Genomic DNA, 16,631 nt, shown 5'->3' with positions numbered 1-16,631 from the left:
TTGAATGAATGAGTTTATCGCAAGTGGAACCCTGGGACAGGAGCCGGCTATTGTCAAATCATCCGGGGCGCTGGATGGGCAGGCTGCCGTATCCCAAGTATGGCATTCCGGTGTGTTGGCCGGTCTGGCCTGGATTTTATTCGGTCTTCTGACCGGGGTGATGCCGAATCATATCGTTGGTTTTAATGACTGGTTATATACCAAAGAGTTGGGGATAGCCGGTGTCTTGATCGGTACGGGATTGTTGCTGGTTTCACCGTCATGGGTGCAGCAATCGGGTGGCCCCAGGCTGCAGGCACTCAGGTCTGCTGGACCATGGCTTTTTGCCACGCCGATTATTTTAGGACTGTGGGAGTACCTGACTGCCAAAACGGGCATTTTACCGGTGCCTTTTTTTGCTCCACCCCAATCCCTGATTGATGTCTATATTGATGACTGGCAACGTTTGGGTAGCAGTGTTGTTAATACCTTGAAGCTGTTGGCAATGGGCGTGGCATACGGAGCGGTGGTTGGTTTTCTGGTGGGTGTGTCGGTGGGATGGTCAAAAAACATCGGGTATTGGGTTCACCCGGTATTGCGTGTTTTGGGGCCTTTGCCAGCCACCGCCTTATTACCCCTGACCTTTTATTTCTTTCCGTCCAGTTATTCTGCCGCCATTTTTCTGGTGGCCCTGGCAACCGGATTTCCCGTTGCAGTGCTGACGTGGTCAGGTATCGCCAGTGTCAGCAAAAGTTATTATGATGTCGCCCGCACTTTGGGGGCCTCCGAGTGGTTTCTGGTATTCCGGGTAGCTATTCCGGCTGCATTGCCCCAGGTTTTTGTGGGCTTGTTCATGGGCTTGAGTGCCTCGTTCTCGGTACTGGTTACAGCGGAAATGATGGGTGTTAAATCCGGTTTGGGTTGGTACCTGACCTGGGCCCAGGGCTGGGCATCGTATACCAATATGTATGCGGCGCTGATTGTCATGGCCTTGCTGTTTTCAGGCTTGATTTCCCTGTTGTTTTTGGTGCGGGATTATGTGTTGTCATGGCAAAAAGGAACAGTGAAATGGTAGCCATCGTTGAACAAAGTGGGCTGGCACAAAGCAGTCAAAAAGTTATTGGTTCTCAAATAGATATTCAGCAAGTCAGTCATGTATTTGATACCCCTCAGGGCAAGTTGCCTGTGTTGAATCAGGTCAACCTGAGTGTACAGGCGGGTGAGTTTGTCGCATTGCTGGGCCCGAGCGGGTGTGGCAAGTCAACCTTGCTGCGTCTGGTCGCAGGCCTGGAACCGGCAACGCAGGGCAAGCTCTTGCAGGATGATGAAATTATTCTTCAACCTGATCCTTCCCGGATTGTGGTTTTCCAGGATCCAACATTATTTCCATGGCGTACCGTTTGGGACAATGTGGCATTGGGACTGCAGGCACGTGGCTTGCTCAAGCGCGACCGTCATCGGGTTGATGACGCATTGAACCGGGTCGGGTTGGGTGAATTTGCGCAAAGCTATCCTCACCAGCTGTCAGGCGGGATGGCTCAGCGCGTGGCTTTTGCCCGTGCTTTGGTTAATGATCCTTGCCTGCTGATATTGGATGAACCATTAGGCAAGCTTGATTCCTTAACCCGATTGGCAATGCAAACCGAATTGGTTGACCTGTGGCGCAAGAACGGGTTTTCGGCCTTGCTGGTGACCCATGATGTTGAAGAAGCCCTGTTTCTGGCTCAGCGGGTTGTGGTCTTTAGTGAGCGTCCCGCACGTATCAAGGCTGAGATCAAGGTTGATTTGCCCTACCCACGTCACCGTGGGGATCCGCGGATTGCCGAGCTGCGTCGCGAGGCTTTGGCGCATTTGGGGCTGGATGCAAGTTGGTAATGATGCGAAATCATAATAAGAAGGTGCAGGCTTAATCATGAATGCACCACCCATGACTGAATGGCTTAATGATTTGCTGTTGATATTGCAATGGCTGCAGCAAAGTGCATTGTGGGCATTTCATGCCTTGACGGGTAAGCAGACCGGGTTTGGCCAACCCGCCTGGCCTTTCAGTTATCGACTTGCCGGAGAAATCCTGATCATTGATCATGGCTTGGCACGGCAATTGATCATCAGCCTGGTGGCTGGATTGCTAATACTGCTTTTGTTTGTTCTGGCCTGTTTCTGGCGCAGGGCACGCTGGGGTTTGGGTTTGATTGCTCTACTGCTGGTGGTTTTTGTGCCATGGCCGGCTACAACGATACTGGCCAATGCCGTGCCTACCAGCCTGCATCAATCCCCGACCGGATTCAATGCAGGCAGCATACAGCTAGGCAGTCAGCTGTATGCCAGGCATTGCCTGAATTGTCACGGGGTAGATGGACGTGGTCATGGCGTGGATGCAAAACTGCTGTCATTCCTGCCACCGGATTTGACCAGTCAGTTGTTGGGCAAGCGCGCGGATGGTGAGCTGGTGTGGCACATGCTGCACGGCATGTACGACGGGAAAGGAGAGCAGACGATGCCCGGTTTTGCCGGGGAATTGACGCCTGAGGATACCTGGGCATTGCTTGATTACCTGAAAGCGTTGGCTGCCGGGCAAGGGGCTGCACGTAATGGTGTATGGCCGATTCCTGTGGCATTGCCCGATTTTGAAGTGTTGTGCAATTATGGTGACAGCGGGCGCATGCGTAGCCTGCGGCGTAATCAGTTTGTCAGGTTGGTTGCCGTTGGAGGTGAAGAGGAGGTGATGGAAGATCCTCGACTTTTTACGGTATTGGTGGGGCCTGCTGCAGATACACATGAAAATCCGTATGTGCAATGCCGGGTGAAGGATGATGCGGTGTGGCAAAGTCTTGCATTGATCGCCGGTACCACCGCCAAAGATCTTCCAGGGAGCCAGTTTCTGGCTGATCGGGCCGGCTGGCTGAGGGCGCGTACGTTTACCGCCTGGAGCACTGAGGATTTTCTGTGCCGTGATGCCACTGCAACGGCAAAGAAGGAAAAAACGGTTGATGAGTTGCAAGAGCTTTTGCTGCGTATGGACCGTGAACCCGTTAAATACATAAAGGGTGGGTTCGTTCACTAAAATTTTAAGCCTAAATAATTGGTATTGATTGTCAGTACCTGTTTTTTTGCGGATCAAAACATTAAAGATGATGAATACAGAACAGAGAACTTTTCATTTGGGCGCTTATTTCACCGGTTCAGGTGTGCAAGGCGATAGTTGGCGTCATCCGCAGGTTGATACGGATGCCTATACCGATTACAGCAAATATATTTCCTATGCCCAAAAACTGGAAGCGGCCAAATTTGATGCGGTCTTTTTTTACGACAATGTATTTTCCGCTTCAGACAGTGAAACGGTTGCCCGCAGTCCACAGGCTCCCCGCTGGGAGCCAATAGTTTTGTTGTCTGCCCTGGCGGTGACGACCAGGCGAATTGGTCTGGTGGCTTCCGTGAGTACCAGTTATAACGAACCTTATAACGTTGCCAGAAAATTTGCTGCCCTGGATCACCTGAGCAAGGGGCGAGCGGGCTGGAATGTGGTCACTTCTACCGGTGGTGGAGAGAACTTCAATTTGAGCGGGCACATGGATCATGCCAAACGATATGAACGGGCCCACGAATTCGTTGATGTGGTGACTGGATTGTGGGACAGTTGGGCTGATGATGCTTTTTTGCGTAACAAGCAAACAGGCCAATGGGCTGATCCCGCCAAATTGCATCTGCTTAATCATGACGGGGAGTTTTTTAAGGTTAAAGGGCCCCTGAATGCACCCAGGCCCTTGCAAGGATGGCCGGTTTTGTCGCAAGCAGGGTCATCGGAGTCGGGCAAGGATCTGGCCGCACGAATCGGCGAGATGCTTTATACCGCAGCCCAGGACAAGCAAGATGCACAGCATTTCTTTGCCGATGTCAAGGCACGTGCCGCATTGCTGGGCAGGCCAGCCGGAAGCATTAAGATTTTGCCGGGCGTGATGCCCGTTATTGGCCGCACACAGTCAGAGGCTGAGGATAAATTTGATCAATTACTTGAAACCCGCGATGTTGATGTTGTCTTGCAGTCCTTGTCGAGTTATGCCAGCCTGGGCATTGACCTCACCAGTCTGGGGTTTGATGATGAAGTGCCTTTGCCAGCGATGATTCCTGAAACCAATTCGCATAAAAGCCGGCAGCAATTGCTGGTCAATTGGATCCGGAAGGAGCGTCCTACCGTGCGTCAGCTGTACACAAAATGGAGTGCAGGAGGTCACCGCATCCTGGTTGGTACGGCCCAGTCAATTGCTGACGATTTTGAAGAATGGTTTCATGACAAGGCTTGCGATGGCTTTAATATTATGTTCAGCAGTACGCCAGGCGGATTGGATGATTTTGTCGGCCTGGTTGTCCCTGAGCTTCAGAAGCGTCAATTGTTCCGCAAGGAATATGCCGGTTCAACACTCAGGGAGCATCTGGGTTTGCCGTTCAAGAAAAATCAGTTTTTTAACAGTTAACAGCCCTGTTATGCTAACGGGTAAGTACAACAATATTCTAAATTTGGAGGGCTTGAAATGAGTAATATTGCTCCTTTACGCACTTTTGTGAGTGCATTTTCCGCATTGCTGGATCAAACTGCTGATGAGGCACAGATACTTGAGAAGGGAGGGGCCTTGCTGGCCAATCTGGTCGCACAGGATACCTGGTTACCCGAGCAGCTGGCCCAGCCTGATCCAGACAGGTATCAGCAATTCTTATTGCATGCCGATTCGGGCGGGCGGTTTTCTGTTGTCAGTTTTGTGTGGGGGCCGGGACAAAGTACCCCTGTGCATGATCATACGGTTTGGGGTTTGATCGGCATGTTGCGTGGTGCAGAGTACTCACAGGGTTTCAGTCGGGAAGAAGGCGGTAAATTGGTGCCCGATGGCAAGGCGATTCTGTTGAAACCGGGGCAGGTTGAAGCGGTGTCCCCTGCTATTGGCGATATACACAAGGTATCTAACGCATACCCGGATCAGGTTTCCGTCAGTATTCATGTTTATGGCGCCAATATCGGTGCAGTGAATCGTTCGGTGTATCGTGACGATGGAACGATAGCCGAGTTTATTTCAGGTTATTCCAATGATTGGATACCGAATATCTGGAATCAATCCAAACCTTGATCATTGCTTGAATATTTAAAAAATGGGTGGAAGTAAAACGTAACATAATAAACAGCCATGTTTACGTTACGTTTTCTTCGGAAAGACGGCTGCCGTTATGATCAGGGCACCACCAATAATCATGCGCTGGGTGGGGGCTTCGGCAAACAGTATCCAGGCAACCACAATGGCATAAACCGGTTCCAGGGCAATGATTAAGCCAGCAGTGCGGGCGGTCAGGGAACGCAGGCTGAAGACGAACAGGTAATGGGACAGGGCCGTGCACATGATGCCAAGCACCGCTATCCAGAAATAATCCTGTGGTGCCAATAGGAGGATATTGGTAAAAATAAAAGGCAGGGTTAAGGTGGCAACCACCAGATTCTGCCAGAAGGCAAGTTGTACAGGGTTAAGGCTGACGGCATTTTTGCGGTTCATGACGGCCAGTACGGCAAAAGCGAAACCTGAAATAACACCCCAGATCAAACCACTGGCAGCATGATTGTTAGGGTCTGTTGATGGTGCAGGCGTGACCAGAATCAGGCCGATTAAGACCAGAGCCAGTAGAAACCATTCTCTTTTGCCTATTTGCTCTTTCAGAAAGATACGTTCAAGCAGGGTGATGAAGGCTGGAAAGCTGGCAAAGCCCAGGGTGGCAATGGCAACCCCGGCCGTTTTGATGGCAATGAAGAAGGTAAACCAGTGAATGGCCAGGGAAAGGCCAGAGAAAAATAAAATTTTAAGCGTATGGTGGTTGATGTTTTTTGCAATCGGACTGCGCAGCAAAAAAGAGGCGATAGCCAAAGCGATGACCGCAAAAAAAGCCCGGCCAAAGGTAATGATGGCGGGCGTACTGTCTATCAGGGCACCAAGAACACCGGTAAGTCCAAACAGAAAAGCGGCGAGATGGGCAGAAACAAGGCCCTGACGTGCAGAAATCATGAAATGGGATCGTAAAAAGGTGAAAAAGCCAATGCATTAAGGATACATGATGCGCTGGCTTTTTGTACTGTGCCTGCTTGAAAGGCATTAGCCAAACTTGAAGCTTGTTGCGGTAATGGCGCCAAATGCGGTAGTTTCATGATACACACAGGTAGCAGGATCATCGCCAGCCGAACCAACAGCTACCATTAGCGGTATCAGGTGGTCTTCCTGGGCATGGGCCAGGCGGGCGGCAGGGGCTTTTTCCCATTGAATCATTGCCTGGCTGCGGTCCTCCAGGTTTCTGTCCAGTATAGAAACCTGGAGCCATTGATCAAAGTTGGCCGAAGGAGCGGCACCGGCCGGACCCATCAGGCGCAGGTTGTGGTAGCTCAGGCCACTGCCAATAATCAGTACGCCTTCGTTGCGTAGCGCAGCCAGTGCCTGGCCCATGCGAATATGATAGGCCGGGTCATAATTGCGGTTGATGGATACCTGAACCATCGGAATGTCGGCTTCGGGAAAAGCAACGGCCATGGGCACAAAGGCACCATGATCAAAACCGCGATCCAGGTCAATCCGGGTTTCAAAGCCGGCATCGGCTAGCATGGCTTGTACCCTGGCAGCCAGGGCCGGCTCACCGGGGGCATTGTAATGAACATGATAGGTGTGCTCGGGAAAACCGTAATAATCATAAAGCATCCCCGGTTTTTCACTGCCCATGATCAGGATCTCATGACCAATCCAATGCGCCGAGACCATCAGGATGGCCTTGGGTTTTTCCGGAAGTTCTGCAGGCAGGTGTTGCAGGGATTCACGCAATGCCTTGTATTGCTCATCCCATTCTTTAATATACGGCCAGGGCCCACCACCGTGAGAAATAAAATAGCAGGGCATTTTCATATGAATTCCTTTTAAAAGCAATAATCGGTAGCCAGGTGTTTGCGCGTCATAAGTCGATCAGGCAGGTTTTGGCTAATTAATGTCTGGTTTAGTGCAAAAACGGTTTCTTTTTTCTATTAATACATTCTAATCAGGATCGGGAAGTAAATAAACGGGATTAACCTGAATGCACTGTTCCATTATTGGAGGAATAGAGGCGTGATGAGGTCGTAATTATGCTAGCTACTGGCGCGAATCCGTTTTTCTGGCGTGGTTCAGCAGGTGGGATAAGGGTATGTAATTTTCTTTTCGGAAAAACTGCCAAATAAAGGTGGAGCAGCGGTATGAATATTGCTAAGATGACAGAATTATTTTATTCATCAGTTTTTGTGCAAGGTTAATTATGTCATCTCGGAATCGTCTTGATTTTGTTCGTTTTTCATTGGGTCAGGGTGTTTTGAAATTTGGCCAGTTTAAAGTCAAGTCTGGTCGCCTCAGCCCTTATTTTTTCAATGCCGGCCTGTTTGATTCAGGAAAGTCGGTGGGTGAGTTGGCCCAGTTTTATGCCCAGGCACTGGTTGATTCCGGGGTAGAGTTTGACATGTTGTTTGGTCCTGCCTACAAGGGCATTTCACTGGCAACCGCTACGTCTATTGCCCTGGCCAATCATCCTGGGCTAAACGGGCGTGATGTGCCGTTTGCTTTTAATCGCAAAGAGGCCAAGGACCATGGCGAGGGCGGGGTACTGGTTGGTGCACCGTTGCAGGGTAAAGTGGTCATCATTGATGATGTGATTACAGCGGGTACGTCGGTGCGTGAGTCGGTTGATATTATTCGCAAGGCGGGTGCAACCCCTGCTGCCGTGCTGATTGCCCTTGATCGCATGGAGCGTGCCGGCCCCGATGAGGCGCTGTCGGCCCATTCTGCCGTGCAGGATGTGTCGCAAACTTATGGCATTCCGGTGGTTAGCATTGCTTCTTTGAGCGACATCATGCAATTGCTGAATGAAGATCCCGAGTTTGCCGGACACAAGGACGCCGTTGCCGCTTATCGCGCAAAATACGGCGTGTAACCACCCCGTCGCTTCGCGGAACCACCTCATGGTGCAAGGCAACCACCCCGTCGCTTCGCGCCACCCCTCCACGGAGGGGAATTTTCTAAACTTTTTTGATCAGGGCAAAGAATTCAAACAATTCCCCTCCGCGGAGGGGTGGCAGGCGAAGCCTGACGGGGTGGTTGCCTCGAGCCGCGAGGTATTTCCTTGTAACCTGCCTTGTTCCCATGCTCCCGCGTTGGAATGAAAACCTACAGAAACCTTTATTATCCCACCAGTTGCAAGAGGAAGTATGAGTCAGAAATATTCCATTTTCAGTCTGGTCCGCAACGGGCTAAGTTATCACCGGAACTGGGAACGCGCCTGGCGCAGTCCCGAACCCAAGAAAGAATACGATGTCGTGATTGTGGGTGGGGGCGGTCATGGCCTGGCAACCGCGTACTATCTGGCCAAAGAGCATGGCATCCGTAATGTGGCCGTGCTTGAAAAAGGCTGGCTGGGTGGTGGCAACACGGCCCGCAATACCACCATTGTGCGCTCCAATTACCTGTGGGATGAAGCCGCTCTGCTGTATGAAAAATCCATGTCGCTATGGGAAGGCCTGTCCCAGGACCTGAACTATAACGTCATGTTCAGCCAGCGGGGCGTGATGAACCTGGCCCATACCTTGCAGGAAGTGCGTGACACGCAGCGTCGCGTCAATGCCAACCAGCTTAATAATATTGATGCCGAATTCCTGACCCCTCATCAGGTGCAGGAACGGGTGCCGATTATCAATCTTAATAGCCGCTATCCGGTACTGGGGGCTTCTTTCCAGCCGCGTGGCGGGGTAGCCAGGCACGATGCCGTTGCCTGGGGTTTTGCACGGGCGGCCGACCATCGTGGGGTGGATATTATCCAGAACTGTGGGGTAACCGGCATTCGTCGTGAAAATGGCGCCGTTACCGGTGTTGATACCGTCAAGGGTTTCATCAAGGCCAAGAAAGTGGCGGTGGTTGTGGCGGGCAACTCCAGTGTCTTGGCCGAGATGGCCGGGATTCGCCTGCCCATCGAAAGCCATCCCTTGCAGGCCCTGGTCTCGGAATCCATCAAGCCTGTTATCAATACCGTTATCATGTCCAATGCCGTGCATGCCTATATCAGCCAATCCGACAAGGGAGACTTGGTGATCGGGGCTGGCATAGACCAATACACCGGTTACGGGCAGCGCGGCAGTTTTCACACCATAGAAGGCACCTTGCAGGCGATTGTTGAAATGTTCCCGGTGCTTAGTCGTGTGCGCATGAACCGGCAATGGGGCGGGATTGTTGATGTCACCCCGGATGCCTGCCCAATTATTTCGAAAACGGCCGTCAAGGGACTTTATTTCAATTGCGGCTGGGGTACCGGAGGCTTCAAGGCCACGCCTGGTTCTGGCTGGGTGTTTGCCCATACGGTTGCCAACGATAACCCTCACCCGCTGAATGCGGCCTTTTCCATTGACCGTTTTTATACCGGCCACCTGATTGATGAGCATGGGGCTGCTGGTGTTGCCCATTAGTTAAAGCCTGAAGGAAAAAAATATGCTGTTGATAAAATGCCCGTGGTGTGGAGAAAGGGCCGAATCCGAATTTGCAGCGGGTGGTGAGGCGGGTATTGTCAGGCCTGCCAACCCCGAGTCGTTAAGCGATGAAGCCTGGGGGGATTATCTTTTTATGCGGAAAAATACACGTGGCCTGCAGCAGGAACAGTGGCAGCATGTGCATGGTTGCCGACGCTGGTTTACGTTGCACAGGGATACCGTCACGTATGCCTTTGAACAGGCAGAAGTCCCGGTTCAGAAAGGAGATGCCGCATGAGCCAGTCGTTCAGGGTCAAGGAAGGAGGCCGGGTTGACCGGCTTCGTAAAATCCGTTTCCAGTTCAATGGAAAAAGTTATCAGGGTTACGAGGGCGACACACTTGCCTCGGCCTTGTTGGCCAATGGCGTGCAGTTTGTGGCGCGTAGCTGGAAATACCATCGTCCGCGTGGCATCATGACTGCCGGGGTTGAAGAGCCTAATGCGATTGTCCAGCTTGAAACCGGTGCCTATACCGTGCCGAATGCCAAGGCAACCGAGGTTCCGCTTTATGAGGGCCTGGTGGCCAGCAGTGTGAATGTAAGCCCTAGCCTGGCCCATGACAAAATGGCGTTTGTGCAGAAGTTGTCGCGTTTCCTGCCTGCCGGTTTTTACTATAAAACCTTCATGTGGCCGCAAAAGTACTGGCCCCGCTTCGAAGAAAAAATCCGTGAGATGGCGGGCTTGGGTGTGGCCCCCAAAGCCCGTGATGCCGATCGTTATGAAAAGCAGTTCATGCATGCCGACATTCTGGTGGTGGGGGCTGGCCCGGCCGGGCTGGCTGCAGCATTGGCTGCCGGAAAGGGCGGTGCACGGGTTATCTTGCTTGATGACCAGGCAGAGGCGGGCGGCACGTTGCTGTCCAGTGATGAAACCATTGATGGCATGAGTGCAGTGCAATGGATAGACGGCATCATGCGGCAATTGGCGCAATTGCCCAAGGTGAAGGTTTTTTTGCGTACGACCGCTTTTGGCTATCAGGATCATAACCTGGTGACGGCTTGCCAGCGCCTGACGGACCATTTGCCGTTGGCCGAACGTAAGGGAACCCGTGAACGGATCATGAAAATCCGAGCCCGCAAGGTCATTCTGGCCACGGGGGCCCATGAAAGGCCATTGGTTTTTGCCAATAATGATTTGCCGGGCATCATGCTTTCGGGGGCCATTGCCACTTATGTGAATCGCTATGCGATTTTGCCAGGCAAGTCGGCTTTGGTTTTCACCAATAATGATGAAGGCTATCGCGCGGCCATTGCCCTGAAGCAGCACGGTGCGAATGTCACGGTGATTGATGCACGACCCGTTTCTGGTGGTACCTTGCCGCAACGTGCACATGCCATGAGTATTTCCATTCTTTTTGAATCGGTGGTGCTTGAAGCCTTCAGCGAACAGTTTGACCATCATATCGAAAAGGTCAGCGTGGCCTCTTATCGAAAAGGCCATCTGGGCGAGATTGTGGCTACCTTGTGCTGCGATCTGCTAGGGGTTTCAGGTGGCTGGAGCCCGGTGGTGCATTTGTTTGCCCAGTCTGGTGGTAAAGCCGCCTGGTCGGATGAAAAAGCCTGCTTTCTGCCGGGTGTTTCGGTCCAGGCTGAAACCAGCGTGGGAGCAGCCAATGGAGACTTCCTGCTGTCAGAGGCATTGGCCGGTGGCCAGCAGGCGGCCAGCGATATGCTTGAACAGCTCGGCTTGCCTGCCGTACAGCCCGTGTTTTGGGAGCTGGATGAATACCGGGAAAACCCCATTCTGCCACTATGGTTAATTGGTGACAGGGAGCAGATTGGCCAGGGTGAAAAGCAGTTTGTCGATTACCAGAATGATGTGTCCGCCGCCGATATCTATCTGGCCGCGCGCGAAGGCTATCAGTCGGTTGAGCATGTCAAGCGCTATACGGCGCTGGGGTTTGGCACCGACCAGGGAAAGCTGGGCAATATCAATGGCATGGCTATTTTGGCCGAAGCCCTGAAGCAAACCATACCGCAAACCGGCACCACCACCTTTCGGCCCAATTACACGCCGGTTACCTTTGGTGCTCTGGCAGGGCGTGAGCTGGGGGATTTTTTTGAACCGGTCCGGACTACTTGCATTCATGCCTGGCATGAAGCGCATGGCGCGGTATTTGAAGATGTAGGTAACTGGAAGCGGCCCCTTTATTACGCCGTTGGCAATGAAGATTTGCAGGCAGCCGTCAGGCGCGAGTGCTTGGCTGTGCGTAACGGGGTGGGTATTCTGGATGCCTCTACCTTGGGCAAAATTGATGTTCAGGGCCCCGACGCTGCCGAATTCCTCAATCGCATGTACACCAATGCCTGGAACAAGTTGGGCATTGGCAAATGCCGTTACGGGCTGATGCTTGATGAAAATGGCATGGTTTTTGATGATGGGGTGAATATCCGCCTTGGCGAGAACCATTATTTGCTTAGCACCACCACCGGTGGCGCAGCCAGGGTCATGCAATGGATGGAAAGGTGGTTGCAAACTGAATGGCCCGGGCTGAAAGTTCACCTGGCTTCGCTAACTGACCATTATTCCACCTTTGCCGTAGCCGGGCCAAATGCCCGTAAGGTGCTGCAAAAAGTGTGTCACGACATTGATTTTTCGCCCGCGCAATTTCCGTTCATGAGTTTCCGTGAAGGCAGCATTATGAACGTTCCGGTGCGTATCATGCGGATCAGTTTTTCGGGTGAACTTAGCTATGAAGTGAATGTGCCTTCCAATTATGGCAGGGCGGTTTGGGATACCCTGATCCAGGCCGGGCAGGAATTCAATATTACCCCTTATGGTACCGAAGCCATGCATGTACTGCGGGCTGAAAAGGGCTTCATTATTGTGGGTCAGGATACCGACGGTTCCATGACGCCTGCCGATTTGGGCATGGATGGCCTGGTGGCCAAAACCAAGGATTTCATTGGCAAGCGTTCATTAAGTCGAAGCCATACTGCAGGCAGTGGCCGTAAACAGTTTGTGGGCCTGCTGTCTGATGACCCGGAACAGGTTCTGCCCGAAGGTGCGCAAGTATTGCGGGAAGAAACCATACAGCGTCCGGCTCCCATGTTGGGCCACGTCACCTCCAGTTATTACAGTCCAACGCTTGAACGCTCAATCGCCCTGGCGGTTATCAAGGATGGTTTCAGCCTGTTGGGCTCAACGGTTGTGGTATGGACAGGGCAAACCGGTTTTGTGAAAGCCAAGGTTTGCAGTCCGGTGTTTTTGGATGAAGAAGGGGGTCGCCAGCATGCAGCTTGATGTGAATATGCAGTCGCCATTGTTTAATGTGCAGGTTTTGCTGGAAGAGGCCGCCGGCAAAGCACCAGAAAAATTCCTTTTAAGAGAGCTACCCTTTCGTGCATTGCATAATGTGCGGGCCGACCTTGGTGATGCCAATGTTGCCAGGGTTTTGGGTAATTCATTTAATCTTCAATTTCCTGTGCAACCTAATACGGTTGCGGAAAATGACCGGCATGTGATCTGGTGGCTGGGGCCTGATGAGTGGCTGGCCCAGTCAGTCGGGCCGGTTGATATGCCGGCACCGGTTGATGAAATCCAGGCTTTGTTGGCAGGTTCGTTTGCCCGGGTGCTTGATGTCAGCAGTGGCTACACCTTGCTGCATTTAAGTGGGAGCATGGTCACAGATGTGCTTAACAAAGGCTGCCCGCTGGATTTTGATACCAGTGTGTTTGGCAAGGGGCAGTGTGCCCAGTCGCATTTTTTCAAGTCGGATATTGCCGTAAGGCCGGTGTCCGATGGCTGGCATTTGCTGGTGCGCAGGAGCTTTGCCGAATATACGGTAAAAATGCTGCTGGATGCTGCGTATGATTATTATCTGCTCTCTTGAGGCAAGCACTTTAAAGGCAGGACTGTTTTTAAGCGAGTGGAAGTGACCACCCCGTCGCTTCGCGCCACCCCTCCGAGGGAGGGGAATTTTCCTTCTTCGTGGAAACGCCTGTGCCTCACATTCCCCTCCCTCGGAGGGGTGTCAGGCAAAGCCTGACGGGGTAGTCCCAAGCAAACCCCAACGCCCAAACGAAGCCCCAAACCATTCCCCTCCCGTGGAGGGGTGGCAGGCGAAGCCTGACGGGGTGGTCGCCTTGCGCTACAAGATGCTTCTTAGCAACCTACCCCAGTTTCTCTTTAAGGAGCTCATTAACCTGGGTTGGGTTAGCTTTGCCTTTACCTGCTTTCATGACCTTGCCCACTAAAGAGTTAAAGGCTTTTGGCTTGCCAGCCTTGTATTCTTCAATGATCTCGGGGTTGGCGGCCAATACTTCGTCAATCATGGCGGCAATGGCCCCGCTGTCACTAATCTGTTTCAAGCCTTTTGCCTCGATGATGGCATCGGCATCACGATTGTGTTCACCGGCCCACATATCGGCAAATACATCACGCGCGATCTTGTTGGAAATGGTGTTGTCAATAATGCGTAGCAGCATCTTGCCCAGCTGTTCGGGACTGACCGGACTGTTTTCAATGTCCAGTTCATCACGGTTAAGGGCACCCGACAACTCACTCATGATCCAGTTGGAAGCCAGTTTGGCATTGCCTTCAGGCAGTACCTTGATGGTTTCTTCAAAATAGTCGGACATGGCACGTGAAACGGTAAGCTGGGCTGCATCATAGGCGGGGAGGCCCAGTTCGTCGCAGTAACGTTCGCGGCGGGCGGCCGGCAGTTCGGGCATGCTGGCTTTCACGCGCTCTTTCCATTCCTGTGAAATCACCAGCGGTGGCAGGTCAGGGTCGGGGAAATAGCGATAGTCGTGGGCGTCTTCCTTGGTGCGCATGCTGCGGGTTTCATCTTTGACGTCATCGTACAGGCGGGTTTCCTGCACAACAGTACCGCCGTCTTCGATTAGTTCGATCTGGCGACGGGCCTCAAAAAGGATGGCGCGCTCAAGGAAACGGAATGAGTTGACGTTCTTGATTTCGGCACGGGTGCCAAATTCTTTTTGGCCTACGGGACGCACAGAGACGTTGGCATCGATGCGGAATGAGCCTTCTTGCAGGTTGCCGTCGCAAATACCCAGCCAGACCACCAGGCCATGCAGGGTTTTGGCATAGGCAACAGCTTCGGCAGCCGAACGCAGTTCGGGTTCGGTCACGATTTCCAGCAATGGCGTGCCGGTACGGTTAAGGTCAATCCCGGTGGACAGTTCGCCCAACGGGCCGATGAAGTCATCGTGCAGGGATTTGCCGGCATCTTCTTCAAGGTGGGCCCGTGTCAGGTTGAGGGTTTTTTCTTCTTGTCCGACGAAGTAGGAAATTTTTCCGCCCACGACAACCGGTAGCTCGTACTGGCTGATCTGGTAGTTTTTGGGTAGGTCGGGATAGAAGTAGTTTTTACGGGCAAATACAGAGTAGGGTGCGACTTCGGCACCAATGGCCAGGCCAAAACGGATGGCTCTTTCGACGGCCGCCTTGTTCATGACAGGCAGGCTGCCGGGCAGGGCCATGTCAACCATATTGGCTTGCGTGTTGGGGGCGGCGCCAAAAGCGGTGCTGCTGCCTGAAAAGATTTTAGATTGTGTGGAAAGCTGTACATGCGTTTCCAGACCAATGACAATTTCCCAATTCATTATTTGATTTCCGGTTTACGTGTATGCCAGTCAGTGTGTTGCTGGAAGCGATCTGCAATGGCAAGGATTTTGCCTTCATTGAAGTAGTTGCCGATGATTTGCAGTCCAATTGGACGGTTGCCGTTGGCACCGCCAAAGCCGCAAGGAATCGACATGGCTGGCAAGCCTGCCATGCTGACGCCCAGTGTGTAGATATCGGCCAGCCAGTCGGCAGTCAGGTCATCGCGGTTGTCGCCAATGTTTTTGGCAACGGCAGGGCTGACAGGCCCCATGATGACATCGCATTGGGAGGCAAAGGCGGCCTGGAAGTCGTTGGCAATGATACGGCGGATTCTTTGTGCCTGCAGATAATAGGCATCATAGTAGCCTTGCGACAGAACATAGGTGCCAATCATGATGCGACGCTGCACTTCGGGACCAAAGGCCTGTGCCCGCGAACGACTGGTCATTTCTTCGAGGCCCTTGTATTCTTTGGCGCGATAGCCATACCGCACGCCATCGTAGCGAGACAGGTTGCTGGACGCCTCGGCAGGGGCAAGCACGTAGTAAGCGGGGATGGACAGCTCGGTGCGGGGCAGGGAAATTTCAACCCGCTCAGCGCCCAGCGCTTCGTATTGCTGCAGGGCGGCTTCAATGGCGCTGGCTACATCTGCGGACAGGCCCGGGCCAAAAAACTCTTTGGGTACACCAATGCGCAAGCCTTTCAGGGGCTTGCTGCCTTGGGCATTCTGGTTGGCCAGGTTGTCCAGGTAAGCCTGCTTGACCCGTCCCTGACTGTTAGGTGTGCCATCGCAGGTTTCAATGCAGGTGGAGTCGCGTTCGTCGAAAACACTGATCACGTCAAGCAGTTCGACCAGATCCTGGGCACTGCCGGCAATCGGGCCAGCCTGGTCAAGGCTTGACCCGTAGGCGATCATGCCAAAGCGGGATACTGTGCCATAGGTTGGCTTGATGCCGCTGACGCCGCACATGGCAGATGGCTGGCGAACCGAGCCACCGGTATCGGTACCGGTGGTAGCCGCTACAATTCCGGCCGCAACGGCAGCTGCCGAGCCGCCCGATGAACCACCCGGAACCGCGCTGGTATCCCAAGGGTTAAGGCAGGCGCCGAAGGCGGAGTTTTCATTGCCCGAACCCATGGCAAACTCATCGCAATTCAGCTTGCCGATATTGACGGCACCTGCATTTTTCAGGTGCTCGACAACCGTGGCATCAAAGGGACTGGTATAGTTTTCAAGCATTTTGCTGCCCGCAGTGGTACGCCACTGGCGTGTCACAAAAACGTCTTTGTGGGCAATCGGGATGCCGGTTAGCAAATGCTGTTTGCCTTCGGCAATGCGCTGGTCTGCCTGTTTGGCCTGTTCCAGGGTAGCTTCCGGGTTGATATGCAGGAAAATGTTAAGGTGTTTTGCCGCATTGGCACGGTCCAGCGCTTCTTGCGCCAGTTCGGTCGCGCTAACCTGCTTGCTGTCCAGCGCCTTGCGCATTTCGGCAATGCTGGAAAAAGAGGAGTGGGTGGTTGTATTGCTCAT

General features: G+C 52.8%; 14 protein-coding genes. 10 read left to right on the top strand and 4 right to left on the bottom strand.

Translation table 11 applies throughout. The features are described 5' to 3' along the window. Window positions 1–4: 4 nt before the first annotated feature. The 5 genes from ACM5Q9_RS08100 (at window position 5) to ACM5Q9_RS08080 (ending at window position 5,096) form a co-directional block, all read left to right on the top strand. Window positions 5–1,054 carry an ABC transporter permease gene (locus ACM5Q9_RS08100; protein WP_418144226.1) on the top strand — a complete coding sequence of 350 codons (1,050 nt, stop codon included), beginning with the start codon at window positions 5–7 and terminating at the stop codon, window positions 1,052–1,054. Next, a complete protein-coding gene (locus tag ACM5Q9_RS08095; RefSeq protein WP_418144360.1) occupies window positions 1,048–1,854 on the top strand; it encodes an ABC transporter ATP-binding protein in 807 nt (268 codons plus the stop codon). Before ACM5Q9_RS08100 ends, ACM5Q9_RS08095 begins: the two co-directional genes overlap by 7 nt. Before the next feature lie 37 nt (window positions 1,855–1,891). Then, window positions 1,892–3,043, top strand: coding sequence for a c-type cytochrome (locus ACM5Q9_RS08090; RefSeq protein WP_418144225.1), 1,152 nt, complete (start codon window positions 1,892–1,894; stop codon window positions 3,041–3,043). Between the two features lie 67 nt (window positions 3,044–3,110). Beyond that, complete coding sequence (locus ACM5Q9_RS08085) at window positions 3,111–4,451, top strand: LLM class flavin-dependent oxidoreductase (RefSeq protein ID WP_418144224.1); 1,341 nt, start codon at window positions 3,111–3,113, stop codon at window positions 4,449–4,451. A gap of 57 nt (window positions 4,452–4,508) precedes the next feature. Continuing rightward, window positions 4,509–5,096 (top strand): cysteine dioxygenase, encoded by a 588-nt coding sequence (locus ACM5Q9_RS08080; RefSeq protein WP_418144223.1) that lies wholly within the window; start codon window positions 4,509–4,511, stop codon window positions 5,094–5,096. 66 nt (window positions 5,097–5,162) lie between these two features. Here ACM5Q9_RS08080 and ACM5Q9_RS08075 read toward each other — a convergent pair whose 3' ends face one another. Beyond that, window positions 5,163–6,014: a DMT family transporter gene (locus ACM5Q9_RS08075; RefSeq protein WP_418144359.1), complete on the bottom strand. Its 852-nt coding sequence runs from the start codon at window positions 6,012–6,014 to the stop codon at window positions 5,163–5,165. A 90-nt stretch (window positions 6,015–6,104) separates the two neighbouring features. Beyond that, the gene (locus ACM5Q9_RS08070) at window positions 6,105–6,899 is read right to left on the bottom strand and encodes a DODA-type extradiol aromatic ring-opening family dioxygenase (protein WP_418144222.1); all 795 of its coding nucleotides are present in this window, start codon (window positions 6,897–6,899) and stop codon (window positions 6,105–6,107) included. A gap of 382 nt (window positions 6,900–7,281) precedes the next feature. Here ACM5Q9_RS08070 and pyrE point away from each other — a divergent pair, with 382 nt between their 5' ends. From pyrE to ACM5Q9_RS08045, 5 genes are all read left to right on the top strand, one after another. Beyond that, complete coding sequence (gene pyrE / locus ACM5Q9_RS08065) at window positions 7,282–7,950, top strand: orotate phosphoribosyltransferase (RefSeq protein WP_418144221.1); 669 nt, start codon at window positions 7,282–7,284, stop codon at window positions 7,948–7,950. A 274-nt stretch (window positions 7,951–8,224) separates the two neighbouring features. After that, window positions 8,225–9,472, top strand: a complete 1,248-nt coding sequence (locus tag ACM5Q9_RS08060) for a sarcosine oxidase subunit beta family protein (protein ID WP_418144220.1) — start codon at window positions 8,225–8,227, stop codon at window positions 9,470–9,472. A gap of 22 nt (window positions 9,473–9,494) precedes the next feature. Next, window positions 9,495–9,770: a sarcosine oxidase subunit delta gene (locus ACM5Q9_RS08055; RefSeq protein ID WP_418144219.1), complete on the top strand. Its 276-nt coding sequence runs from the start codon at window positions 9,495–9,497 to the stop codon at window positions 9,768–9,770. Beyond that, entirely contained in the window at window positions 9,767–12,775 is a 3,009-nt protein-coding gene (locus ACM5Q9_RS08050) for a sarcosine oxidase subunit alpha family protein (RefSeq protein WP_418144218.1), read from the top strand. Before ACM5Q9_RS08055 ends, ACM5Q9_RS08050 begins: the two co-directional genes overlap by 4 nt. After that, entirely contained in the window at window positions 12,744–13,364 is a 621-nt protein-coding gene (locus tag ACM5Q9_RS08045) for a sarcosine oxidase subunit gamma (protein WP_418144217.1), read from the top strand. Before ACM5Q9_RS08050 ends, ACM5Q9_RS08045 begins: the two co-directional genes overlap by 32 nt. A 280-nt stretch (window positions 13,365–13,644) precedes the next feature. Here the strand turns inward: ACM5Q9_RS08045 and gatB are convergent, their stop codons facing one another. Both gatB and gatA read right to left on the bottom strand, forming a co-directional pair. Then, window positions 13,645–15,099, bottom strand: a complete 1,455-nt coding sequence (gene gatB, locus ACM5Q9_RS08040; RefSeq protein WP_418144216.1) for an Asp-tRNA(Asn)/Glu-tRNA(Gln) amidotransferase subunit GatB — start codon at window positions 15,097–15,099, stop codon at window positions 13,645–13,647. After that, complete coding sequence (gatA, locus tag ACM5Q9_RS08035) at window positions 15,099–16,631, bottom strand: Asp-tRNA(Asn)/Glu-tRNA(Gln) amidotransferase subunit GatA (RefSeq protein ID WP_418144215.1); 1,533 nt, start codon at window positions 16,629–16,631, stop codon at window positions 15,099–15,101. Before gatA ends, gatB begins: the two co-directional genes overlap by 1 nt.

Source organism: Advenella sp. RU8 (genome assembly GCF_048381675.1).
Lineage (GTDB): Bacteria > Pseudomonadota > Gammaproteobacteria > Burkholderiales > Burkholderiaceae_B > Advenella.
The sequence above is the reverse complement of the archived record's forward strand: the minus strand, read 5'-3'. Positions and strand labels throughout refer to the sequence as shown.

What these genes read in the sequence shown, in the direction of transcription:
- ACM5Q9_RS08100 (WP_418144226.1), top strand. Translation starts at nt 5, where the DNA reads ATGAATGAGTTTATCGCAAGTGGAACCCTGGGACAGGAGCCGGCTATT.
- ACM5Q9_RS08095 (WP_418144360.1), top strand. Translation starts at nt 1,048, where the DNA reads ATGGTAGCCATCGTTGAACAAAGTGGGCTGGCACAAAGCAGTCAAAAA.
- ACM5Q9_RS08090 (WP_418144225.1), top strand. Translation starts at nt 1,892, where the DNA reads ATGAATGCACCACCCATGACTGAATGGCTTAATGATTTGCTGTTGATA.
- ACM5Q9_RS08085 (WP_418144224.1), top strand. Translation starts at nt 3,111, where the DNA reads ATGATGAATACAGAACAGAGAACTTTTCATTTGGGCGCTTATTTCACC.
- ACM5Q9_RS08080 (WP_418144223.1), top strand. Translation starts at nt 4,509, where the DNA reads ATGAGTAATATTGCTCCTTTACGCACTTTTGTGAGTGCATTTTCCGCA.
- ACM5Q9_RS08070 (WP_418144222.1), bottom strand. Translation starts at nt 6,899, where the DNA reads ATGAAAATGCCCTGCTATTTTATTTCTCACGGTGGTGGGCCCTGGCCG.
- pyrE (WP_418144221.1), top strand. Translation starts at nt 7,282, where the DNA reads ATGTCATCTCGGAATCGTCTTGATTTTGTTCGTTTTTCATTGGGTCAG.
- ACM5Q9_RS08060 (WP_418144220.1), top strand. Translation starts at nt 8,225, where the DNA reads ATGAGTCAGAAATATTCCATTTTCAGTCTGGTCCGCAACGGGCTAAGT.
- ACM5Q9_RS08055 (WP_418144219.1), top strand. Translation starts at nt 9,495, where the DNA reads ATGCTGTTGATAAAATGCCCGTGGTGTGGAGAAAGGGCCGAATCCGAA.
- ACM5Q9_RS08050 (WP_418144218.1), top strand. Translation starts at nt 9,767, where the DNA reads ATGAGCCAGTCGTTCAGGGTCAAGGAAGGAGGCCGGGTTGACCGGCTT.
- ACM5Q9_RS08045 (WP_418144217.1), top strand. Translation starts at nt 12,744, where the DNA reads ATGAAGAAGGGGGTCGCCAGCATGCAGCTTGATGTGAATATGCAGTCG.
- gatB (WP_418144216.1), bottom strand. Translation starts at nt 15,099, where the DNA reads ATGAATTGGGAAATTGTCATTGGTCTGGAAACGCATGTACAGCTTTCC.
- gatA (WP_418144215.1), bottom strand. Translation starts at nt 16,631, where the DNA reads ATGAGCAATACAACCACCCACTCCTCTTTTTCCAGCATTGCCGAAATG.